The sequence below is a fragment of the Leminorella grimontii genome (assembly GCF_039789245.1).
Taxonomy (GTDB): Bacteria; Pseudomonadota; Gammaproteobacteria; order Enterobacterales; family Enterobacteriaceae; genus Leminorella; species Leminorella grimontii.
The window spans coordinates 4,214,927-4,237,784 of record NZ_CP146357.1 but is presented as its reverse complement, the minus strand read 5'-3'; the positions used below and the strand labels follow the sequence as shown (position 1 = coordinate 4,237,784).

At 54.7% G+C, this 22,858-nt stretch carries 16 protein-coding genes; 5 read left to right on the top strand and 11 right to left on the bottom strand.

Annotated elements, in window-relative coordinates; genetic code table 11:
- Positions 1–406 precede the first annotated feature (406 nt).
- From V8L73_RS19315 to yfcC, 3 genes are all read left to right on the top strand, one after another.
- Positions 407–1,795 (top strand): nicotinate phosphoribosyltransferase, encoded by a 1,389-nt coding sequence (locus tag V8L73_RS19315; RefSeq protein ID WP_036023431.1) that lies wholly within the window; start codon positions 407–409, stop codon positions 1,793–1,795.
- 342 nt (positions 1,796–2,137) lie between these two features.
- A complete protein-coding gene (locus V8L73_RS19310; RefSeq protein ID WP_347253768.1) occupies positions 2,138–5,044 on the top strand; it encodes an autotransporter outer membrane beta-barrel domain-containing protein in 2,907 nt (968 codons plus the stop codon).
- Between the two features lie 236 nt (positions 5,045–5,280).
- Positions 5,281–6,756 (top strand): putative basic amino acid antiporter YfcC, encoded by a 1,476-nt coding sequence (yfcC, locus tag V8L73_RS19305; RefSeq protein WP_027273872.1) that lies wholly within the window; start codon positions 5,281–5,283, stop codon positions 6,754–6,756.
- A gap of 41 nt (positions 6,757–6,797) precedes the next feature.
- Here yfcC and V8L73_RS19300 read toward each other — a convergent pair whose 3' ends face one another.
- Positions 6,798–7,856 carry a bifunctional nicotinamide-nucleotide adenylyltransferase/Nudix hydroxylase gene (locus tag V8L73_RS19300; protein WP_347253767.1) on the bottom strand — a complete coding sequence of 353 codons (1,059 nt, stop codon included), beginning with the start codon at positions 7,854–7,856 and terminating at the stop codon, positions 6,798–6,800.
- 146 nt (positions 7,857–8,002) lie between these two features.
- On the opposite strand from V8L73_RS19300, the gene V8L73_RS19295 reads away from it, so the two are divergent.
- The gene (locus tag V8L73_RS19295) at positions 8,003–8,737 is read left to right on the top strand and encodes an NUDIX hydrolase (RefSeq protein ID WP_347253766.1); all 735 of its coding nucleotides are present in this window, start codon (positions 8,003–8,005) and stop codon (positions 8,735–8,737) included.
- Between the two features lie 104 nt (positions 8,738–8,841).
- Here the strand turns inward: V8L73_RS19295 and glmS are convergent, their stop codons facing one another.
- The 8 genes from glmS to V8L73_RS19255 form a co-directional block, all read right to left on the bottom strand.
- A complete protein-coding gene (glmS, locus tag V8L73_RS19290; RefSeq protein ID WP_347253765.1) occupies positions 8,842–10,677 on the bottom strand; it encodes a glutamine--fructose-6-phosphate transaminase (isomerizing) in 1,836 nt (611 codons plus the stop codon).
- A gap of 164 nt (positions 10,678–10,841) precedes the next feature.
- Entirely contained in the window at positions 10,842–12,212 is a 1,371-nt protein-coding gene (gene glmU, locus V8L73_RS19285; RefSeq protein ID WP_347253764.1) for a bifunctional UDP-N-acetylglucosamine diphosphorylase/glucosamine-1-phosphate N-acetyltransferase GlmU, read from the bottom strand.
- 258 nt (positions 12,213–12,470) lie between these two features.
- The gene (locus tag V8L73_RS19280) at positions 12,471–13,724 is read right to left on the bottom strand and encodes a lipase/acyltransferase domain-containing protein (protein WP_347253763.1); all 1,254 of its coding nucleotides are present in this window, start codon (positions 13,722–13,724) and stop codon (positions 12,471–12,473) included.
- 2 nt (positions 13,725–13,726) lie between these two features.
- Positions 13,727–15,142 carry an AmmeMemoRadiSam system radical SAM enzyme gene (gene amrS / locus V8L73_RS19275; RefSeq protein WP_347253762.1) on the bottom strand — a complete coding sequence of 472 codons (1,416 nt, stop codon included), beginning with the start codon at positions 15,140–15,142 and terminating at the stop codon, positions 13,727–13,729.
- Between the two features lie 31 nt (positions 15,143–15,173).
- A complete protein-coding gene (locus V8L73_RS19270) occupies positions 15,174–17,387 on the bottom strand; it encodes a penicillin acylase family protein (protein ID WP_347253761.1) in 2,214 nt (737 codons plus the stop codon).
- A gap of 10 nt (positions 17,388–17,397) precedes the next feature.
- A complete protein-coding gene (locus tag V8L73_RS19265) occupies positions 17,398–18,417 on the bottom strand; it encodes an NAD-dependent epimerase/dehydratase family protein (protein ID WP_347253760.1) in 1,020 nt (339 codons plus the stop codon).
- The gene (locus V8L73_RS19260) at positions 18,414–19,586 is read right to left on the bottom strand and encodes an acyl-CoA reductase (protein WP_347253759.1); all 1,173 of its coding nucleotides are present in this window, start codon (positions 19,584–19,586) and stop codon (positions 18,414–18,416) included. The genes V8L73_RS19265 and V8L73_RS19260 overlap by 4 nt, the downstream gene beginning before the upstream one ends.
- Entirely contained in the window at positions 19,487–20,545 is a 1,059-nt protein-coding gene (locus V8L73_RS19255; protein WP_347253758.1) for a hypothetical protein, read from the bottom strand. The genes V8L73_RS19260 and V8L73_RS19255 overlap by 100 nt, the downstream gene beginning before the upstream one ends.
- A gap of 160 nt (positions 20,546–20,705) precedes the next feature.
- Here V8L73_RS19255 and V8L73_RS19250 point away from each other — a divergent pair, with 160 nt between their 5' ends.
- Positions 20,706–21,599, top strand: coding sequence for a LysR family transcriptional regulator (locus V8L73_RS19250; RefSeq protein WP_027273882.1), 894 nt, complete (start codon positions 20,706–20,708; stop codon positions 21,597–21,599).
- 10 nt (positions 21,600–21,609) lie between these two features.
- Here the strand turns inward: V8L73_RS19250 and V8L73_RS19245 are convergent, their stop codons facing one another.
- On the bottom strand, positions 21,610–22,341 hold the full coding sequence (locus V8L73_RS19245; RefSeq protein ID WP_261832753.1) for a L,D-transpeptidase family protein: 732 nt from the start codon (positions 22,339–22,341) through the stop codon (positions 21,610–21,612).
- Between the two features lie 82 nt (positions 22,342–22,423).
- Positions 22,424–22,846, bottom strand: coding sequence for a F0F1 ATP synthase subunit epsilon (locus V8L73_RS19240; RefSeq protein ID WP_027273884.1), 423 nt, complete (start codon positions 22,844–22,846; stop codon positions 22,424–22,426).
- Positions 22,847–22,858: the final 12 nt, after the last annotated feature.

Here is a 22,858-nt window from a genome sequence, read left to right as displayed (position 1 = left end):
GCTCTATTACAGTTTTATGACAGCCGGCGTTTTGCGATAAAAATACCTTTTTTCACAATAGTGGCAAATTGCCATTAAATTCCATTGACCAATATAGTGTCTTTATGCCACTATATAACCTAAATAATTCAAGTTGCAGGAAGGCGGCAAGGGAGTGACAAATTCGTCGGGAACGAATTTGACCAGCCGAAGGCTGGCCTCCGGTGAGAGGCAGGAGCCTCTCATTAATCCCGATGAGCTTACATAAGTAAGTGATTCGGGTGAACGAGCGCAGCCAACGCACATGCAGCTTGAAGTATGACGGGTATATAAAACACCGGGTAGGAGCTACCCTTAAAGGGCAGGGAAACTGCCAACGTGCTGGACAGACCGGCGCGTGACGTCAATTGATTGGAGGATTTCCATCATGCACAACCTGATACTCAACAGCGATTCTTACAAAACCTCTCACTACCTTCAGTACCCGGCGGGTACCGAATACATCTCCAGCTATATTGAGTCTCGCGGCGGCGTTTACCCAAAAACGCTGTTTTTCGGCCTGCAAATGTTCATCAAGCAATACCTGATGACGCCCATCACCCTGACGGACATCAACGAAGCCGAAGAAATGATGGCCCTGCACGGCTTGCCGTTTAACTACGACGGTTGGATGTACATCCTGCAGGCGCACAACGGCTACCTGCCGCTTGAAATCGAAGCCGTACCGGAAGGAACGCTGGTGCCGACTGGCAACGTGCTGGTTCAGGTTATCAATACCGACCCCAAATGCGCCTGGTTAACCAGCTATATAGAAACGTCGCTGCTGCGCGCCGTTTGGTATCCGACGACGGTGGCGACCATCTCCAAAGCCTGCCACAGCCTGATAGCCCGCTATTTACAAGACACCGCCGACTCGCTTGACGGCCTGCCGTTCAAGCTGCACGACTTCGGCGCCAGAGGCGCAAGCTCCGAAGAAAGCGTCAGCATCGGCAGCCTGGCCCACTTGGTCAACTTTATGGGCACCGACAGCCTGGCGGCGCTGGTCAGCGCCAAGCGCTTCTACCACAGCCCCATGGCCGGATTCTCCATCCCCGCCGCCGAGCACAGCACCATCACCAGCTGGGGCCGTGAGGGGGAAACCGACGCCTACGCCAACATGCTCAGGCGCTTCGGCGGAAAGGGGAAAACCGTCGCGGTGGTCAGCGACTCCTACGACCTTTGGAACGCTATCGACAACATCTGGGGCGGCAGCCTGAAGTCTCAGGTGGAAAACAGCGGCGGTACGCTGGTTATTCGCCCCGATTCCGGCGAACCGGTCGCTATAGTTAACGAAGCGATTGAGCGCCTGATGGCCAAGTTCGGCTTTCGCGTCAACGACAAAGGCTACAAGGTGCTGCCGGACTTTATTCGCATCATTCAGGGCGACGGCATTTCAGCGTCCTCTATCGCCGCCATTCTGCGAGAAATGAAAAACCGGCGGCTGAGCGCGGAAAACGTGGCGTTCGGCATGGGCGGCGAGCTGTTGCAAAAGGTCCACCGCGATACGCAGAAGTTCGCCATGAAGGCCTCCGCCGTCTGTATTAACGGACAGTGGAGAGACGTTTATAAAGATCCGATAACCGACAGCGTCAAGCGCTCCAAAAAGGGCCGACTGGCGCTGATTAAAGAAAACGGCGAGTTTAAAACCGTCGCGCGGGACGCCGTTTCCCCATCGGAAAACCTGCTGGTACCGGTTTACCGCGACGGCCAGCTTATCGTTGACGATACGTTGGACGCCATTCGCCAGAGGGCGGTGCAGGATTGTATTGTTGTCTGATAGTACTACCATTCTAATAATAAAAGGCCTTAAGAAAAATCTTCTGGCCTTTTTATTTAATTATATTAGATATATTAGTGTTGGTTGTTTTTTATACAAAAATCCATTTTGAAAAATATTTTTATTTTTAAAAATAAAACATACCATTCACAAAAAAACAAACAATCAACATACAAATAAAATAAACATTAAAAAAACAAAAAAGTTGCTTTAAATATAAAAGACCAAAAGTGGACTTTTTATAAAACCAAAACAAACTTACAATAACTAAGAAAATTTATTATTTAAAATAAATATTATAAGAGTAATTCCTTATTTTGAATTATTTCAAGGAGTTCATTAATGGAACTAAACGTCTTTCAATGGAAGAAAAAAGCGCTATCTCTTGCTATACAGATCTCTGTACTTAGCGCCCCTTTCAGCATCAATGCAGCACCTCAGGTTACAGCTACCTCCGGCCAGGTTAAAAACTTTGATACGTTAAGCTGGAACGGGGTCAGTACCGGCATGGTTATGCAAAGCAAAAATAAAGGTTCGGAAATTAACGTAACCGGTACGGGAACGTTCAATTTGAGTTCCGGTGTGCGGCTATTTGAAGCAATAGATGGCGGCAGCGTTACCCTTACCGGCGGGGGAACAATCAATCTGCAAAACACCAGAATGGGCTATCTTAATAGTCCCGTTTATAGCACGCTAGACACCATCGGCGGCATATTTCATATTAAAAACTACGAAATCAACGTTGATATGAGCGGTATGACGGGAGACACCGCGGCTTTAGAACTTAGCAACATTACGCGCACGACACTTTCTGGAGAACACCGAATGGAAAATGCAACGGTAAAGTTTCAGGGAAATGGCGCAGAAAGAGCTCGCTTTATCCATGCTACCGGCGTCAACCTGACTCTGCTTAATACGGAGATTGAAGCAAATAACGGCGGCGGCGCTGTCTCGATAACCTCAATGAACAATGTTCCATCAAACGTGTCCATTATCGGAGGGAAGTACTACGGAAGCAATAACTACAACCTTATAAATGGTACAGGTGACAACATCGGCAAGCGTGGTTCAATAATACATATCGCTGGCTCAAGCAATGTTACTTTAGATGACGTTTACGTCAGCTCCGATGATGAAGATAACGCTATGCAGCTGATAGCGGCAAACCTGATAATAAAAAATTCAACAATTTCAGGCGGTAACGCGGGGATATTTTCATACAACGGTCAAGCAACTATAACTTCCAGTAATAGTTTTATCGAAGGCCGTAATGGCTCCGCCATTTTGTTAACCGGCTTCCAAACAAACAGAAGCGATATCCTGTCGTCCACAAACGATATTTTTACAGGAAAAAACGGTTTCCGAGTTGAGATATATGGAAAAATTGACGCCACGTTAAGCCATTCTCTTATTCAAGTGGATGACGCGGCCTTTAGCATCGATAAGCAAGGTTCACTTTTTCATTCGGCAAAAATAGACGTTCAGCTTAAGGACAATAGCCGAATCGAGGCCACAGATGCGTTCAAAGTTAGCAGTTTATCTTCTATAATCAACGCCGATATATACAATTCACAGGTAAATACGCGTGGTAAAGTAGCCCTAGCGGAAGGCGGTGGACAAATTGTTCTACGCGCTAACGCATCTACCCTTCGCGGCGACCTGTTGGAAAATGATGACGTTGAAGACAGTACGCTCACTGCAGTATTAAACAACGGCTCATCCCTTACCGGGAAATCCGCCAACGTCAGCAGCATTTCGTTAACGAACTCAGCCTGGAACGTCACGGCGAATTCTTCCGTCACTGATATGTATAACAACGTCGACGGAAACATCGTTTTTGTGTCTCCAACGAATGAAGCTCTGGCTTCCGACTACAAAACCCTGCTTGTTAACGGTAACTACTCTGGAAACGGCAGCATGCACTTCAACACGCGTCTTGGCGACGACAATTCACTGACTGACCGCATGATCGTACACGGTAGCACCTCCGATACAACACAGGTATACGTCAACAATGCCGGCGGTTCAGGCGGACTGACCAATAACGGTATTCTGCTAATTCAGGTCGATGGCCAGTCAGACGGCGTTTTCTCACTCAGCAACCGCGTCGTGGCAGGCATGTATCAGTATGATCTATTTAAAAATACAGGGAACGGCAGTTGGTACCTGTCCAGCTCTGTCGATCCTGACTGGGTAGAGCCGACGCCGAGTCCGAGTCCGGCTCCAAACCCAAGCTCCAACACGACTCCAACACCTTCAAACAGTACGACCGACAGGCTCATCGCGCCGGAGAGTGGCGTTTACGCCCACAACATGACCGTCGCAGCCGGCATGTTCCGCCACACTATGTATGACCGTATGGGCGCCGTGCACAATACCTACGGCAGCACCGAAGGCGACCTTCAGCCCGGCATGTGGATACGCACCGTCGGTACCCACACCGACAGCAAGGGCGGCGGCAGTCAGCTTAATATCGACACCGACACTACCGTTGTTCAACTCGGCGGCGACGTTGCCCAATGGACCAACGGCGATGAACGCCTGTTTATGGGCCTGATGGGCGGATACGGCCGCAGCACTATTCACGCCAAAAATTCCCTTAAGCCTTACACCAACAGCAGCATTAAAAACACCGCCAGCGGCTCCGTTGAGGGCTATCACGTCGGCGCCTACGCCACTTGGCTTGGCAACCAGTCTACCCTCAGCGGCCCCTACGTCGACAGCTGGGTTCAATACGGCTGGTTCGACAACAGCGTACAGGGCAACGGCAGGGCAAAAGAAAGCTATGACAGCCGCGGCCTGAGCGCCTCCGTTGAGACAGGCTACGCCTTCAACGCCGATGAAAACGAAACCTTAAGCTGGATGCTGGAACCTCAAGCGCAGGTTATTTACAGCCGCTACCGCGCCGACGACTTTAACGACGCCAACGGCACTCGCATCAGCGACGGCAAGGCCGACGGCTTCACGACTCGGCTTGGCGCTCGCTTTTACAGCCGCAGCAAGCCGGGAAAAGAAGCTATCCAACCCTTTATGGAAGTCAACTGGTGGAACGACAGCGCACAGGGAAGCCAGCGTTTCGATGGCGAGAAGCTGAGCGACGGCGTGCCGAATAACAGCTATGAGCTAAAAGGCGGCGTTCAAAAAAGTATCGCCAAAGGCTGGCAGGTTTGGGGACACGTTAACGGCATTATGGGTAAAGACAGCTACAGCACCTACGGCGCTATGCTGGGAGTAAAAGCGCAGTTCTAGCCTTAGGTCGTTTTATTGATAAACGGGGGCTTTTGGCTCCCGTTTTCATATCTCTCTCTAAATTTTCTTATTAATGAAGATTTGTCTTCCCTTTTCCTTGATGTGAAAACCCAGGTTAATTAGTATTCTCGCCTTCGCTAATTAAACTAAAAAATACGACTATGGATAACGCACAACATCAGGGAACGCCAGAAGGCAACTCCCCGGACATCATCCGCGCCAATAAGCGCAGCAGAATGCCCGATACGCTTATTATTATTTTCTTTATCGGCATTTTTGTTTCGGCGCTGACCTATTTCATCCCCGTCGGCACGTTCCAGATTAAAGAGGTTCACTATCTGGTCGAAGGTGTGGAAAAAACCCGTAAGGTCATCGACCCCACCTCCTTTGCCTATTCCGTCGACGACGCCGGTCAGACGGTGTTCAAGAAGATAGCGCTGTTCGCCAGCGGCGATGGCGTCGGCCTGCTTAACTTCCCGTTTGAAGGGCTGGCCTCCGGCGATAAGTACGGTTCGGCGATCGGTATCATCATGTTTATGCTGGTTATCGGCGGCGCGTTCGGCGTCGTGATGCGAACCGGCACTATCGATAACGGCATCTTGCGGCTTATCGATAAAACCCGCGGCAACGAAATTATTTTTATCCCGGCCATGTTTTTCCTGTTCTCTTTGGGGGGCGCAGTGTTCGGTATGGGCGAAGAGGCGATTGCCTTCGCCATTATTATTGCTCCGTTGATGGTCAGGCTTGGCTACGACAGCATTACGACAGTGATGGTGACCTACGTCGCCACCCAGGTCGGCTTCGCCACCTCGTGGATGAACCCCTTTAGCGTCGTGATAGCGCAGGGGATCGCCGACGTGCCGGTGCTGTCCGGCTCGACGCTACGCATCGGCCTGTGGCTCGGATTTACGCTGTTTGGCATCATCTTTACCATGGCCTACGCGCGCAAAATCAAGCGCGCGCCGGAAAAGTCCTACAGCTACCACAGCGACAGCTACTTTCGCGAGCGCTCAACTCAGGTTAAAAAGACGGACTTTGGTTTGGGCTACTGGCTGGTGCTGCTGACGATTGTCGGCATTATGGTGTGGGTCGTTTGGGGCGTAGTGGTTCACGGCTGGTACATCCCGGAGATTGCCGGGCAGTTTTTCGCCATGGGGGTGATTGCCGCCGTCATCGGCGTGCTGTTCAAGCTCAACAACATGACGGCCAACGATGCGGCCGACGCGTTTAAAGATGGTGCAACGGTGATGATCGCCCCTGCGCTGCTGGTCGGCTTCGCCAAGGGCATTATGCTGCTTATCAGCGGTTCGGGCGCGACCGATCCGAGCGTGCTGAATACCGTACTCAACGGCACGGCGGGCGCTATCAGCGGAATGCACGACTCCTTCGCAGCCTGGTGCATGTACGCGTTCCAGTCCGTATTTAACTTCTTCGTCCCGTCAGGCTCCGGTCAGGCGGCGCTCACCATGCCGCTAATGGCGCCGCTGAGCGATCTGATTGGCGTAACCCGTCAGGTGTCGGTACTGGCGTTCCAGCTGGGCGACGGATTTACCAACGTGGTTATCCCAACCTCGGCTTCGCTAATGGGCACACTCGGCGTATGCCGCGTTGACTGGGGCAACTGGATCCGCTTCAGCTGGCGCTTCATGCTGTGGCTGTTTATCTTCTCCAGCATTGCGGTGATCGGCGCTCAGATGGGTGGCTACGCGTAATTTCAGAAGATTCCGGGAAGCGAAAGCTTCCCGGAATTTCTTTATCCCGTCCCCAGCATGTGCTGAATAATAAAGTAGTGATCTTCAAACATCACCTGCGGGTCAAGCTCGCTGAGCGGCACCCAGCGGGCGGCTTTGGCGTCATCGCCTCCTTTCACCTTCGGCAGTGCGGTATCGGGCGCAAGCTCAATGTAGAACGCATGGGTAATGGTTCTGCCTCTCGCCGAGCGGTAGGGCGCATCGTACACGCCCTGCTGTCTTATAGACCCTTTGAGCACCGGCGCGGGCACCTTGAGCTTGGTCTCTTCACGCAGCTCTCTTAAGCAGGCCTCCAGCAAGCGCTCACCCTGATCGACAAAGCCGCCCGGCAGCGCCCACAGGCCCTTGCCGGGGCTGGCCCGACGTTCGATAAGCAGAATATGGCCGGACTGGATAACCACTGCGTCCACGGTAACGAATACTGGCGGATAGGGCGCCGCCTTCCAGGCTTCGCGATACTTTTTGATGAAGGTGATTTCATCGTGAATCTGGCCATAGCCGGAACCGTTCTGTGCAAAGCTCACCAGATAGTCGGCCACCGGGGGCGGTAAAATCTCGCCGCTAACCAATTCATCAACCACCCGCCGGGGCTCATCGGTAAAAAAGGCCTCCCTCAGGGGCGTCGCGCTGATGTCGCGCACGCTGTCAATGCTAACGCTGTACCACTGCGGGAACAGGCTCAGATAAAAGCCGGTGCTGTCTTTCCTGTGGCCAATCAGCGCCACCTTAGCCGGGCGGTGAGGGAAAAGATGGTGAGCGGTCACTAATCCGTTAACCGTCGACTGAACGTTGCGCACCCACAGCTCGTCGTTATACATGACGTCCATCAAAGGCAGGCAGAACAGACGGGCGTTTTCCTCGTGCGTCAGGCAGCGGCGGATCATCTCTTCGCGCTCCTGGTGGGTCCACGGGTTGCGAGGGCTTCTCGGTTCCCAGGCGGAGCCGATCAGCACGATCATCTTCTCCGCCTGATTAAGCCCTTCGCGAACCACCTTCAGATGGCCGTGGTGAAAAGGCTGGAAGCGACCGATAAAAACGGTGAAATCATAGGGTTTCGTCATCTTGCAAGCTCCTTGCAAACGGGGTATCGCGAGGCGTCTTTCGCTTCGCTTATTAAAGCGCGCCTTGATATTGGCGCCCGATGCTCTTATTATTGGCTTATAGCCACTATATAGCAAGCACAATTCATCAACGTAGAGGAACCCTTATGTATCAGACGGAACGCGAGTATCTGGCAAACTATCGCATCCACAATTACGACATTCCTCTGCTTTCCATTGATATCGCCATTTTTACGCTGATTGCAGGCAGGCTCCACATTCTGATGGTAGAACGGGGTTCCTTTCCCTGTAAGGGGATGTGGGCGCTGCCGGGGGGGTTTATCAATAAGCAGCTGGACGAAGACCTGCACGCCTGCGCGCTGAGAAAGCTTAATGAAAAAACCGGCGTGACTATATCAACGGCAGCGCCGCACTTAGAGCAGGTAGAAACCGTCGGCAACGCAGAGCGAGATCCGCGCGGCTGGTCGGTCACTACGCTGTATATGGCGCTGATCCCCTACGCGCAGGCGAAAGGGTTCACCGATACCGTCACCGATGCCCGCTGGTGGCCCTTTGATGAAGCCAAAGCGCAAACGCTCGCCTTCGACCATGCGCTGCTGCTGGATAAAGCTCGCACACGCCTTAAAAACAAAACCGCCTATACGGTGCTGCCCATCCACGCTATCAGCGCACCCTTTACCCTGACCCAGCTACAGCAGGCGTTTGAAGAGCTGCTGGAAAAGCCGATTGAGAAAAAGTCGTTCCGCCGCCGCATCCTCTCCGCCGATCTGCTGGAAGAAGCGGGACAGGGGCTGCCGGAAGGAGGATTGGGAAGAATCGCTACGCTCTACCGGCCCGCGCCGGGGTGTGGGGAGCATACGTTTGTTTGGAGCTTGGGGTGAAAAGCGCTCAATAAAAAATCCGGCTATGCTTCTAAAAAACATAGCCGGATTTACTTCTTTACTACTTTGCCACTGTCTTACTTTCTTTCTTTTTTAAATACCTGTTACTCCACCGTCACCGACTTCGCCAGGTTGCGAGGCTGGTCTACGTCCGTTCCCTTAATCAGGGCAACGTGGTAGGAGAGCAGCTGCAGCGGGATGGTGTAGAAAATCGGCGCGGCGATTTCTTCCACGTGCGGCAGCGGGATAATCGTCATGCCTTCACCGCTGACAAAGCCCGCGTTCTCTTCGGCAAACACGTACAGCTGGCCGCCGCGCGCGCGCACCTCTTCGATGTTGGACTTCAGCTTTTCCAGCAGCTCGTTGTTCGGCGCCACTACGATAACCGGCATGTCGGCGTCAATCAGCGCCAGCGGGCCGTGCTTCAGCTCACCCGCCGCATAGGCTTCCGCGTGAATATAGGAGATCTCTTTAAGCTTCAGCGCCCCTTCCATCGCGATAGGGTACTGATCGCCGCGACCGAGGAACAGCGCGTGGTGCTTCTCGGAGAAGTCTTCCGCCAAAAGCTCGATGGACTTTTCCAAAGAAAGCAGCTGGTCGATGCGGTTCGGCAGCGCCTGCAGCGCGTGCACGATCTCTTTTTCCTTCTGCTCGCTCATGCCGTGCAGGCGGCCAAAGCGGGCCACCAGCAGCAGCAGGACGGTAAGTTGAGTGGTGAACGCTTTGGTCGACGCTACGCCGATTTCGGCGCCAGCGCGGGTCATCAGCGCGATGTCCGATTCGCGCACCAGCGAGGAACCGTGTACGTTGCAAATGGCCAACGAGCCCAGATAGCCAAGCTCTTTAGACAGGCGCAGCGCCGCCAGCGTGTCGGCCGTTTCCCCTGACTGGGAAAGCGTTAACAGCAGGCTGCCTTTGCGCACCGCGGGCTTGCGGTAGCGGAATTCGGAGGCTATTTCAATGTCGCACGGCACGCCGGCGACCGCTTCAAACCAGTAACGGGCCACCATGCCCGCGTGGTAAGAGGTGCCGCAGGCGACGATTTGAATATGCTGAACCTTTTCCAGCAGCTCGGTCGCCGACGGGCCAAACTCTTCCAGCGAAACCAGCCCGTGGCTGATGCGCCCTTCAAGGGTGTTTTTAATCGCCAGCGGCTGCTCGTAAATCTCTTTTTGCATGTAGTGGCGATAGATACCCTTATCGCCCGCATCGTACTGGCTGGTGGACTCTACCGCCGGGCGGTCAACCAGCGTGCCCTGCTTGTCAAAAATCGTCACGGAGCGGCGGGTCACTTCAGCCACGTCGCCCTCTTCCATGTAGATAAAGCGGCGGGTTACCGGCAGCAGCGCCAGCTGATCGGAGGCGATAAAGTTTTCGCCAAGGCCCAGGCCTATCACCATCGGGCTGCCCGAGCGGGCGGCGACCAGAACGTCCGGATTGCGCCTGTCGACGATCGCCGTACCATAGGCGCCGCGCAGCACCTTCAGCACGCGCTGCACCGCTTCCAGCAGGCTTATCTCTGCGTGGTTCTTCAGCTCTTCGTGCACTAAGTGGGCGATTACTTCGGTATCGGTTTCAGAGGTGAACACGTAGCCCTTTTTCATCAGCTCGTCGCGCAGGGTTTCGTAGTTTTCGATAATGCCGTTGTGCACAACGGCGATAAAGCCGGACTCGTGCGGGTGAGCGTTCGTTTCCGACGGCTCGCCGTGGGTCGCCCAGCGGGTGTGGGCGATGCCCGTTCCGCCCGACAGAGGATACTCGCTCACTGCGTCGCTCAGGCACTTAACCTTACCCAGACGGCGAACCCGCTGCAGGTGGTTTTCACCGTCAATCACCGCCAGGCCGGCGGAGTCGTACCCGCGGTATTCCAGACGGCGTAAGCCTTCCAGCAGAATTTCCGCTACGTCTCGCTGCGCTACTGCGCCAACAATTCCACACATCGTTTCTATTCCTGATTTAAGAGATCGGTCTACCGATCCCTGCGATGCCTTTGACCTACGTACGTTAAAGTAAACGTGCCGGATTTTCCGGCGTCCCCGAGCCTTGTAGAGAGTGGGGATTATTGCCCGTCGCTATGCGGGCTTTTATAAGTTTAAATCTGCTTTTACTTCTTCTTCACCGGCCGCTGCCAGCCGGTGATGTGACGCTGTGCGACCCGGCTTATCACCAGTTCGTTTTCGCCCACGTCTTTCGTTACCGTCGTACCCGCGCCGATGGTCGCCCCCTTGGCGACGCTGACCGGCGCCACCAGCTGGGTGTCGGAGCCGACAAACACGTCGTCGCCGATAACGGTTTTAAACTTGTTGGCGCCGTCGTAATTGCAGGTGATAGTGCCGGCGCCGATGTTGACCCGATCGCCGATATCCGCATCGCCTAAGTAGGAAAGGTGACCGGCTTTGGAGCCTTTACCCAGACGCGCCTTTTTCATTTCAACGAAGTTGCCGACGTGCGCCTCATCCTCAAGCTCTGCGCCAGGGCGCAGGCGGGCGAACGGCCCAACGGTACAGCTGAGGCCGAGAACGGCGTCTTCAATCACGCTATAGGGGCTGATAACGCTGTCGTCGCCAATCACGCAGTTTTTCAGCACGCAGCCGCTTTCAATCCGCACGCGGTCTCCGAGCACGACTCGACCCTCAATAATTACGTTGGTATCAATCACGACGTCGCGACCATGGACCAGCTCGCCGCGCAGGTCGAAGCGAGCCGGATCGATAAGCATCACGCCTTCCAGCAGTAGGCGCTCGGCCTGCTCGGCCTGATAAATGCGCTCAAGGCGGGCAAGCTGGAGACGGTTGTTAACCCCTTCGGTTTCGCTGACGCGGGCCGGATGCACCGCCTCAATGCGGCGGCCTTCGCGATGGGCCAAGCCGATAATGTCGGTAATGTAGAATTCACCTTGAGCGTTGTTGTTGTCCAGCTGGCTCAGCCAGCGCTTCATGTCCGCCCCGTTGGCGACCAGAATGCCGGTGTTGATTTCGTTAATTTTGCGCTGCTCGCCGCTGGCGTCCTTGTGTTCAACGATGCTAACCACTTTATCGCCTTCACGCACGATGCGGCCATAGCCGGTCGGATCGTCAAGCTTCACCGTTAAAAGGCCTATGCCGCCTTCGGGCTTGGCGTCCACCAGCCGACGCAGCGTCTGTTCAGAAATCAGCGGCCCGTCGCCGTACAGCATCAGAATATTTTCATCGTCGGCAAAGTAGGGCGCGGCCTGCTGCATGGCGTGGCCCGTTCCCAGCTGCTCGGCCTGTAAAACCCAATTAACCGGCTGCCCGGCCAGCGTTTCTTTCATCACGTCGCCGCCGTGGCCGTAAACCAGATGAACCTGCTTTGCCCCCAGTTTGGATGCCGTATCGATAACGTGCTGCACCATCGGCTTACCGGCCAATAAGTGTAGAACTTTAGGAAGATCGGAATACATGCGAGTGCCTTTACCGGCGGCGAGAATGACTACGCTGAGCTGAGAATTGGACATAGACAACCTGTAAATAAATTGAACTGGCGAAAGTAAACCTTTTTGGCGATAAAAATGCTACTTATTTTTAATCATGAAACGCGCTCAGCCCTTGTTCCATAAGGGCTGATAAAAAAACGACAATTCAGCGAAATCCGCAAAAAAACTGTCTGCGTTCGGAGACAGATTTTTGCCCCTGAATAGGCCAAACGGCGCGCGTTATTCCACGGGGTTAACCCTTATTTCTTATCAAATAAAAAGTCGCTATTAAAATAGTGACTATTGCCGCTTCAGGCGCTCTACCGCCAGATCGAAAGCCAGACACTGTAAGTTCGGCGTATGGTTAATCAATGCCCTGTGGGTTCTTGCCTGACTGACGTACACAAAGCTTTCCCCCCACGGCTGGTGGTGAACATCGCGAACGACGGGGCCACAGCGTTCGTCAAGCAGCCTGCTCAAAGGCAAGTGGTCGTCGCCTGGTTCGAGAAGCGACGAAGCCCTGTCGGGATAGCGGCGTTTTATCTCTTTCGCTTCAAGATGCCAGACGTTGTCGTCATAAACGGCGGTTTTTACCGCCAGATTGTTATCGCTCAAGAACCAAACCTGAGGCACCGAAGATTGATAAGCGTCCGCTCCCTGTACCCGAGAAGCAAACTCTTTGGCCCTCTGCAAATTACCCGCCAGCGCAGCCCTGGTGCGAGCGGCGACGGGAGAAACGCCGTTGCCCGTTTCACGATAGGGCCCCATGCGGTAAGCCTTCCAACATTCGGGATCGTAAATATCAAACGACGGCAGCGGATTGCCTTTGCCGTCTACCGCCGAAAAGTCCGACGGCAGCAGCTGATAGGCGCTGGGATAGCTGGCGATATCGTCCGGCGTGAAGCCGTGGAAATATCGGCTTGCCGGGTAATACCCGGTCATCATCATCGACAGCGCATGATAGGTTCCTCGCCACGGCGGGCCAAACGCGTACCACTTGGCTATCCGACGGCGGTTTTCCTCCGTGGTGGTGGCAAGCCAATAGCGCACGGCGAGGTTTGACGCCGACTGCCCAATGAGGATAACCTCCTGCTCGGGGCCAAACAGCGCGGCAATGCGCGAAAGCTCCTCATCCAGCCTAAGCGCCAGATGGCGGTGATCGGCCCGCCAGTCGTGGCCGACAAAAAACAGGTCTCTCCCTTCCCGATAGCCCAGCGCCGCTTCGAGCACCAGCTTAAGCTCTGCGGTAACCAGCGTGTGCACCAGCCCCGGAACAATGGTAAACGCGTGCAGCTGCTCATTGGCCAGCACCCGCGCGCGGTGAGTGTCGCTGTCTTCATACTCATAGCCCGCGTGCTCGGGCCGATTGAAAAACACGCCGCGATAGTCGCCCCAGGTTTGCACTCGCTGCTGCCGGTCGTACAGCTTAGTGCCAAGAATGCCCGGCAGATACAAAACGGGCAGATTTTCGCCCTTTTTATTCAGGTCGGCGCGCTTAAGCCGCTGGGCAATGATTTGCCCTCGCGCCAGCGCATAGCCCCAGTTTATCGGCATAATTAGCGCCCTTGCAGCGGATGGAAGGTAATCGGCACGTCTTCGCTGGTGCCCTGCGTCTGCTCAGCGCTCATTACCGGGAAGTGGGCGCGGTCGTAGACTTCAAATAGCCGAATGTCGCTCTTTTCAGGGTGATAAAGCCGGATCCCCGCGGCCTTGTCGTCGCTTTTAGACAGCATAAAGCGGGCGCAGCCGTTCATTCCCACCTCCCCCACCGGCTGGCCGTCTGAAGAGATGAACTGGTAATAGAGCGTGGCTCCTTCATCTTGCTCAATATGGCACGCCTGTATGGCGCCGCGAAACATATGGGTTGAGCAGGAGAGGTCGGCCGGGATGCGAATACCTTCAGAGAGGGGATTTTTATCCCCCCAGGGAAGAACGATGGGTGAACGCTTGCCGCAGTTCGGGCAGCAGCCGTCTTTAAGAAACGAATGAGCCACCAGCCCGTTGCGCTTCACCCATTGGGTCTGGCAGTCCGGACAGTAGCTGTTGGCGCTGTCCGTGCCGTATACGTTCCCCAAATAGACATAGCGCATACCGTCGGCCAGCGCGTTAACTCTCGCCTGCTCAAGGAAGGGGATCGAGGTGCGTTCAACGTCGGTATAGCGATAGTCGGGGTGAAAGCGAACGTAGTGCAGTGGAATCTCTTCATCCAGATGGTTCAACATCCAGTCGGACACCCGGCGGCTTTCCGTCAGGCTGTCGTTGCGCCCGGTGACGCACAGGTTGGATATTTCCAAATGCGGGCCGCTGCCGCCCTTTCTTGCGTCATAGACCTGCTTGATGCCGTCTAAAATGGGCGCAAGCCTGCCGCCGGTATGCTTGCGGTAGAAGCTGTCCTGCATTGATTTGAGCGAAATGCTGAAAATATCCATTACGCCCAGCAGTTCATCAATGCCCTTTTCGCTGATATAAAAGGCGCTTTTATAGAGGTTTTTAAGCCCGCGCTCGCGCCCAAGCTTCGCCGTTTCCATCACGAATTCGTGCCAAACGACCGGATCGTTATAGGTCCACGACAGTACGCGGATATTGTGCTTGAGGGCATAGTTCACCACGTCTTCCGGGCTGTAGTACATCACGTTGTCGTCCTGAACGTAGCGCGCCTGGCTGGTAGTCCAGTTTTGGCAGAAGTCGCAGTGCAGCATGCAGCCGATGTTGCCCAAAGAGAGGATTTTCTCCCCCGGCGCATAGTGGTAAACGGCCTCGGTCTCGATACTTTCCTGCGTCATGGGGACCGACTTGCCGTAGTTCAGGCTAACGAGCGAACCGTTTTCATTGCGGCGCATGCGGCAGGTTCCGGTGCGGCCCGGGATAATTTTGCACGAACGCGGGCAAAGCTCGCAGCGAATGGCGTTGTCCGCTAATGGGCGCCATAGCCTGGCGGGGTATCCGGTTTGCTGCCACTGTTTTCTGGCCATTATTAAGTTCCCTTTTGCTCCAGTAAATATTCTATTTATTGTCGACACGCGCAATAAAGCGCAGTCCTTTTTGCCAACGAGAAAGCGTCGGCCCTAAACGCCAGAAAAACGGCGAACCGCCGGCGGGCATGTTCGTCATATAGTGAATGTCCCCCGCGCTTTCCATATCGCTTATCAGCTTGAATCCCGGACCGAAGGTATAGGGCTTACTGACCAGCTGGCCATCGGGGCTGGACTGCGACTGGGTAAGAAAGTCGGCGTTTTGCCTGGTGGCGTGCACCGTTTCGCGGTTGCCGCCCTGATAGGGATAGCGCCCGGTCAGCAGTTTTTTTAACCATCCGGGACGCTTAATCGTGTGCTGATATTCCACCCAGGGCGCCGTCATTTTTGCGCTACTGATAAGCGCTTTGTCGTACGACTCCTGTACCAGAGCGGCGACGCTTTCCTGCTCAAATCCCCACGCGGACAGGTGCTCTTTCAATATCATTATAAGATTCCAGCGGCAGCCCGGCCAAAAATCAGCGTACAGCGCTCTGGCGCCCCGCTTCAGGGCCTTTGCCAGCACGTTATCCATCAGGTGCTGGATCCACTGATCAAACAGCCGCGCGCATTCCAACCGCCGGGTATCGCCGTCCCATTGAGACAGCGGTGATTCGACGGTCAGATAGGGTAAAAGTACCGGCAGCGCCTGACGGGCGAAATAGTCCACTTTGTCGTCCTGAACGGCTGCCAGGGTCTGTGCCGTATGCTTTGACGTGGCGCGGATCAGTTCGGCTACGCGCTTTGCCCTGCTGGGAGAATGCCAGCGGTTTGACAGCGGTTGACGCCCGTTAAACAGCGCGTCGCTGTACTGGTTGGCGTATACCGCGTAGCCCTCCGGCGGATTGTGGCTTGAGGGGAGTTGGTCAAACGGCACGTAGCCCCGCCACTGATGGTCGGGATTGGTTAAGTCCATCACCAGGCTTCCCATATCGCAAAGCCGTCTTGGGATCATGCCCATCGCCTGAAGGCCGATATCGCCGTGAACGTCCGCATAGCCCACCATCATCGGCGAGTTGTTGACGCGGGAAAGGGCGTCGCGAAAGCTTTGCCAGTCGTGGCACTTGGAAAGCGCGTGAAAGGTGATGTCGCCGTCCGGTTTCTCAAGCGCAGGCCAGCGCAGAAACAGGCCGTAGTTGCCCTTTTCCATCAGCAGGCGGCCTTCAGAAAAGCCTCTGGCGATAAATTCGTGAACGCTGCCGGACTTACGGGCAATCAGCTGTTTCTCTTCGGTTAACGCCACCCAGCCGTCGGCGGTTTTCACTTTACCGGCCTCCAGATCTATTTGGCCGAAAAACAGATCCTGATTGTCCGCCATGATGCCTACCATCCCCCAAGACGCGTGCCGGTTGCGGCCAACGATAATCCCCGGCGCGCCGGGAAAGTGCGAGCCGATGGCGTCCAGCCCTTCGTCGCTTACCAGCTTGCACAGCAGGTTAAACCCGGGGTTAACGTACCCCATGTGCGGATCGGCCGCTAATATAGGCTTGCCGGAAGCGGTATGCCGCCCGCTGACGGCAATAACGTTGGAGCCGGTATCCGGCGACGACATGCCCAAATAACTCAGGCCCGACAGCCCGTCTTTCAGCGCCTTTTCCACCATCGGCAGCCACTGGCCTTCGGCGTCCAGCGGCAGGGGAGATATTCGGCTTCCCTCTTCGCTAAAGGTGGTGAACAACTGTCGATGCTGCTCCTGCGTCAGCTTGCCCGCCAGTCGGGTATGAAACAGCTCATACTGCCAGGCCGAGTTGATAAAATATTTTAGCTGCGCCAGAAGGTAGGCGTCCGTTACGCTAAACGGCGCAATGCGATAGCCGAGCAGCCAGCTTTCGGCGGGCCTGGCTTTAGCGCTCTCAAGCGCGTAGTTTATGCCGTCGATATAAGACTGTACGTGCTGATACTGCTGCCCCTGCCAGGAATCGGGAGCGGCCGAGGCGTCGGTGGCTTGCGCCCGTTTCGCCAGCTCGGTTAATCCCAGTCGGCGCTGAAAAACGTCGGTTCTCAGCGCCGCGTCGCCCAGAATTTCCGCCAATCGTCCGCTGGCGACCCGCCGTGAGAGGTCAAGCTGCCACAGGCGCAGCCGGGCTGTACCGTAGCCTTGACCAAAAAAGACCGCCCTGTCGGTGTCGCCGCGTATGCACATCAGCTGGGCGTTTTCCAGTTCGACGCTCACGTTTCCCCAAGGGCTTTTTAACGTTGCTTTCATTCCCGTTTATTTAACCTTTCACTTTCTCGGCCCGATGCCGAAGGTAGTCCATCAGCTCCTGACGGGGATCGCCCGCCGACCAGCCCAGCTCTCGTTTAGCCCTTTCGGAACTGTACGTATAGGTGCTGCCGTCCATAACTCTCAGCGCCTCTTTAGACAGAGGCATCGAGAAACCGAAAGCAGAAAGAGCGTCCATGGCCTGCGCAAGCCACTTAAGTGAAGAGATGCCTTTCGCGGCCGGTATTTTCTTCCCCGAGGCGTTAGCCAACAGAGTAAAAATCTCCGACATAGAAAAATCCTCACCGGTAAACAGAAACGTTTGTCGCTGAATTTCCGGCGAAAGCAGCTTAGTCAATCCGTCACAAAGCCGGTCGACGCGACAGAGCTGAAAGCGGCTGGCGGTTTCCACCTGAAAGGGTATTTTTCCGTTATAGAAGGCGTCGACGGTCTGGCTCAGAATGCTGCCGTCTCCAGGGCCGAATACGCCGCCGGGAATGGCGATATTGACCGGCATGCCGAGCCGCTGGCGCTCGGCCACCAGCTCGTGGGCGATGTGTTTGGTTTCTTCATAATAGCTGCGAAAAATGCCGTTATGCCGCCAGCTTTCATTCGGCAGCTGGCCGTGCGTTTCACCCAGCGCAGCGGTTGAACTAACGTAAACCATGTGGGGAATTTCCGCCCTTTCCGCTTCGTCAAACAGCGTCTGCGTTCCCACCACGTTGGTGTAGTACATGGCGCGCCTTGCCCGGCGAGTGGCCGGCAGCCCAACGCGATAGTCGGCGGCCAGATGCACCAGCGCCTGATGGCCCGCAAGGCGATGGCGATAGCTTTCCGGCCGGAGGAGATCTCCTACCGCTAACTCAACGCTCGAAGGTAAATCGGGACGACCGTCTATTTTTGGTCTTTGTGCAGAACGCACCAGAAGCGTTATCCGATATCCCCGTCGGTGTAATTCATTCAGTAAATACGATCCGATAAATCCGGCTCCGCCGGTAACAAACACGTTTGACCCGTTCCCTGTCGCCGTCATTCATTTTCCTCATCAATAAAGGTCACCAGCGCCGCTAGCGTGAACACGCCGTCGCGCGGCGCAGTGGCTGAGCGCATATGCATTTTTCCAACGGGGCAGTAGCGGGTAAATCCCCCATAGCGCAGCGCGCTTTCCGTTCCCCAGTAGCCCAACGTTTGCAGCTGGCCAAACCAACGGTCGTGCGCCTGTTCCAGATGGCGGCCTACGTCTCCATAAACGATAGATATGCCCGTAGGCAGCCAAATATCGGGCGACAGTTCGCCGCTGAGCGTTACTCCCCATCCCGACGCTTCGCTGTAGCTTACTTTAAACATACCGCCGCTCAGCAGAGATTGGAAATAAAGCACTTTTGCCTTGGCAAGCTGCCCAAGGCGCACGTCGTCGGGCAGGCGGGGAAGGGCGTCAAGGCGCGAAGCCAGCTCGTCAAACAGCCTCTCAGCCATACGCTGCTTTTCCACCACGATAAAGCGCGGGGAGCTGCAAACGCCCTGCAAAAACAGGCAGACGTCCGTCAGTATGTGAGAAACAGGGGGAAGCGCATCTCCCAGAATAGCCATTGCGCTGAGCTTAGGCCCCAGTTCGACAAGCCTGACGTGCGCGGGGGCAACGGCGCGATAGTGGCGAATCAGCGAATCGCCGCCGGCCAGCAGAACCACATCTACGCCATCAAGCAGGCGGGCGTCATCCTGACTTTGGCTTTGCCAGTCAGCTATTTCACACTCGCTTTCACTTAGATCCAGCGCCTGGCGCAGCGCCTCAAGCAGCGGCAAAGAGCCTCTGGCCTTAATTCTTATTCGACTGCCGATAAGGTAGGCGGCAAGAAAGCCTTCCAGCGTACCCAATGGATCGGTTTCAGAGATAACCAACAGCAGCCGATAGGGCGCACGCCAGGTGCGATCGCCCAGCTCGCCGCAAAGCTTCCGTTCAAGCCAGTCAGACGATGCCAGTTTTGCTATGCGCGAGCGGCAAAAGGCCTGCGTGTCCGGATCATTGGAAAATAGCCAGTCACTGAATTCAACGCTTTTGAGCCAACGTTTGACCTTTACAAGCCGCGCCTGAAGCTCGTCGTTCATAGAGCCTGAGCCGCGCAGGTGCCTTCCGAAGAGGTGCTTCTGCCGATATAGCGTAAAAAGCGACCAGGAAGGCCGCAGGCGCAGCCTTCGTTCCATTCGCCAACGTCCTCAGTCAAAAGCCTGTGGGACGGCAGAGAGGCGAAGAAAGGATTCTCCAACCGAATAAGGCCCGCTTCCCCCGCCTGCGCGCCGTATCCGCTAGCATTAATCACGGTGAATCTTGCGTACACCGGCTGGTGGAAATGGCCTTCTCGACAGCTGATGTAGTGCAGGGGATGTTCCGTCATGCCGTAAATATCGCGAATATCGATAAGGGGAGAGTCCAGCGTTTCCGCAAGCCCGGACACAATCTCTTTTCGGCTGAGGCTTTGCGTCATCCCCTTCCAACCGCCGCCGGTCAGGCCGCGAACCGATGCGCTTAGCGTAAAGGCCTGCGGCCTGCTCAGACACAGGTGCTCAAAAAACACCGTCAGGCCAAAAATATAAATTGGTGCAGGATCGCTTGCCCAGCGTTTTAAGGTATTCCAGGCTAATTCGGTGTCTAAATGCCCCTCGTCGCTGACGGCAAATACGCATTCAGAGATCGGCGCGCAGGCGGTAAACTTTAAAAACGCCGTTGCGTACCCGGCCTTATCCCCTTTTGCCGGATCGGGAGACAGCAAAAGAAAACGGGAGGGAGTCTGGGAGACCAGGCCGTTAGCAATAAAAAGATGGGTCATTGCCCGCTGAATTCTAGACAGGCTGTGGACGTCAAAAAATACCTTTGTCTTTCGCCCGCTTCCCGTACCTGAGCTGGTCAGCCACTGCCCTTCGTCTGCGACCGGCGTCGCCAGATCGGTTGACTTAAACAGCGCAACGGGAATCGTTGGTTGAAAATGCGCGTCATAGAGCATCGCATAGGCTTCATTATGGTGGCGGTGCCAATCGTCCGCCTCCTGCATAGCAGAGAGAAAAAGTCCGTTAAGCCGCGAATCTATGGATAAATAGGGCGTATCAAAATTAGCCAAATCATCGGCCTGCGTCAAAGAAGAAGCGCTTACCCTGATATCAGACATCGTACATTCCTTAATAAACGGCGATCCAACTAATAGATTGGAGTATCTGATTATCCATAAGTTCCTGTAATAAAAGAGTGTGTAAAGGTAATGTTTTTTCTGTTTATTTAAAGAAGTCGCTTAAATAAGATAGAGATATCTCCACTTATCAGGCCTTCTTATGAAAACCACGCTGGAAGAACTTCAGGCTTTTGTGACCGTCGTCGACTGCCTTTCCATTACCAAAGCGGCAGCCAGGCTTAACCAAACGGTATCCGGCATTAGCCGCGCGCTGGGTCGGCTGGAGGATAAATTGGGAACGTCTTTGCTTAACAGAACCACGCGCAGGCTGGCCCTGACGGAAGAGGGAGAAGCGTTTCTTATCCACGCAAGAAAAATTCTTGAAGCTGTCGATGAAGCGGAAGACCACATGGCCGTTCGACGCCAGCAGCCCTCGGGCCTGTTGCGCATCAATGCGGCAGCTCCCTTTATGTCGCACTCCATCGTGCCTATCGTCGGCGACTTTTGCCGCCTCTATCCGCAGATTACGCTGGAATTGAACACTAACGATCGCTTTATCGACCTGCTGGAGCAAAAAACCGACATTGCCATTCGCATCGGCGAGCTTCAGGACTCAACGCTACACGCCAGACATCTGGGCGTTAGCCGCCGTAGGGTGCTGGCCAGCCCCGATTACCTGACGAAGTCGCCCCCGATTAATGACGTTGCCGACCTCGCCGGGCATCGGCTTTTAGGATTTGCCCACGTCGACCGGCTTAACGAATGGCCCTTTAACGACGAAAACGGGCATTTGCTGAAAATAGTTCCTACGCTTAGCGCCTCCAGCGGAGAAACTATCAGGCAGTTGGCCATCAAGGGCGAAGGGCTGGTTTGCCTTTCAGACTTCATGACCCATCAGGACAGAAAGCAGGGAGATTTGGTAGAAGTACTGCCGGAAAAGCGGGTTGACGCCATGCAGCCGATTAATGCCGTTTACTACCGCAATACCCAGCTCTCGGCGCGCATTACCTGCTTTTTGGATTTTTTAAGTGAACGGACTAAGGGGATGCTGTGATCCTATCCCTTTAGCCAACGGGTCGTTCAATTAGCCTGTAGCGCTTATTTTCAACGCCAATGACGGGAATTTGGCGATTTTTATTAAAGTAGTCATAACCAGGCTTAAGCATCATCCAGAAAGGATACTCAGGAGCATTCCGATAGCGCTCTAAGTTTTTATCCGTCATGGCGAACGGAAAAATATGAACGGGAATGCTTCGTTGCCCGCCGTCCAGCGCCTGCTCCACCAGCCCGTAAATCTCTTCAATAATAGGATCGGTCATCGCATAGCAGCCCACTGACGCGCAGCCGCCGTGGACCATAATAAAGCTGCCGGTAAAACCGTTGGCCCTATCGTAAGCGTTGGGGTAGCCGATATTAAACGAAAGATGGTAGCGGCTGTTTGGGTTAAGCAGCCCCCTATTTGTAGCGTAAAATCCTTCCGGGCTCTTGCCGTCGCCTTCGGCTTTTTTCGGACCAAGGCCGCCGGAATAGGTGCAGATAGTGTAAGTTTTATACTTATCGAACGGATGGACACCGTCGCTGTACCACAGTTCCAGCTTGTCTTCGGCTTTGAGAATTCGGATAAACAGGCGATCGCCCGGTCGGATTTCTCTTTTTATTTGAGCCCCGTCGGGAAACGGTTCAGTGTGTTCATCCGGCATTAATCCCGCCCCTTCATCGCTTGTTACATAACGATAGATGAAAATGGCAGCCACTGCGCACAGCAGAAGGATGAGTAACAATTGCCATCTTTTCATCGGATAATTTCCTTATTATGCCGATAAAAAAGCCGGTCTGACGTTAAGACCGGCTTTTATTACTGAAAACAAACGCAGCGCTTTACATCAGCTTCTTGGTCAATTCGATAACGCGAAGTTTCGCAATCGCCTTGCTCAGCTCGGCGGATGCCTGCGCGTAGTCGATATCACCGTGCGAATTGCGGATGTGCTCTTCCGCTTTACGCTTGGATTCCAATGCCCGAGCTTCATCAAGATCCTGCCCGCGAATAGCCGTATCGGACAGAACGGTGACGGCGGTCGGCTGAACTTCGAGAATGCCGCCCGACAGATAGATAAACTCTTCTTCACCGTCCAGCTTAACGATACGAATCAGACCCGGCTTGATGGCTGTGAGCAGGGGAATATGGCGGGGATAAATCCCCAGTTCGCCTTCACTCCCCGTCACCTGGATCTTCTGCACCTCGCCGGAAAACAGGCTGCTTTCGGCGCTGACGACGTCCAGATGGAATGTTGATACGGCCATGTAGCCCTCCTG

Bases quoted from the DNA above. Each gene is read 5' to 3' on its own strand.
- V8L73_RS19315 (WP_036023431.1), top strand. From the start codon at position 407: ATGCACAACCTGATACTCAACAGCGATTCTTACAAAACCTCTCACTAC.
- V8L73_RS19310 (WP_347253768.1), top strand. From the start codon at position 2,138: ATGGAACTAAACGTCTTTCAATGGAAGAAAAAAGCGCTATCTCTTGCT.
- yfcC (WP_027273872.1), top strand. From the start codon at position 5,281: ATGCCCGATACGCTTATTATTATTTTCTTTATCGGCATTTTTGTTTCG.
- V8L73_RS19300 (WP_347253767.1), bottom strand. From the start codon at position 7,856: ATGACGAAACCCTATGATTTCACCGTTTTTATCGGTCGCTTCCAGCCT.
- V8L73_RS19295 (WP_347253766.1), top strand. From the start codon at position 8,003: ATGTATCAGACGGAACGCGAGTATCTGGCAAACTATCGCATCCACAAT.
- glmS (WP_347253765.1), bottom strand. From the start codon at position 10,677: ATGTGTGGAATTGTTGGCGCAGTAGCGCAGCGAGACGTAGCGGAAATT.
- glmU (WP_347253764.1), bottom strand. From the start codon at position 12,212: ATGTCCAATTCTCAGCTCAGCGTAGTCATTCTCGCCGCCGGTAAAGGC.
- V8L73_RS19280 (WP_347253763.1), bottom strand. From the start codon at position 13,724: ATGCCGATAAACTGGGGCTATGCGCTGGCGCGAGGGCAAATCATTGCC.
- amrS (WP_347253762.1), bottom strand. From the start codon at position 15,142: ATGGCCAGAAAACAGTGGCAGCAAACCGGATACCCCGCCAGGCTATGG.
- V8L73_RS19270 (WP_347253761.1), bottom strand. From the start codon at position 17,387: ATGAAAGCAACGTTAAAAAGCCCTTGGGGAAACGTGAGCGTCGAACTG.
- V8L73_RS19265 (WP_347253760.1), bottom strand. From the start codon at position 18,417: ATGACGGCGACAGGGAACGGGTCAAACGTGTTTGTTACCGGCGGAGCC.
- V8L73_RS19260 (WP_347253759.1), bottom strand. From the start codon at position 19,586: ATGGAACGAAGGCTGCGCCTGCGGCCTTCCTGGTCGCTTTTTACGCTA.
- V8L73_RS19255 (WP_347253758.1), bottom strand. From the start codon at position 20,545: ATGTCTGATATCAGGGTAAGCGCTTCTTCTTTGACGCAGGCCGATGAT.
- V8L73_RS19250 (WP_027273882.1), top strand. From the start codon at position 20,706: ATGAAAACCACGCTGGAAGAACTTCAGGCTTTTGTGACCGTCGTCGAC.
- V8L73_RS19245 (WP_261832753.1), bottom strand. From the start codon at position 22,341: ATGAAAAGATGGCAATTGTTACTCATCCTTCTGCTGTGCGCAGTGGCT.
- V8L73_RS19240 (WP_027273884.1), bottom strand. From the start codon at position 22,846: ATGGCCGTATCAACATTCCATCTGGACGTCGTCAGCGCCGAAAGCAGC.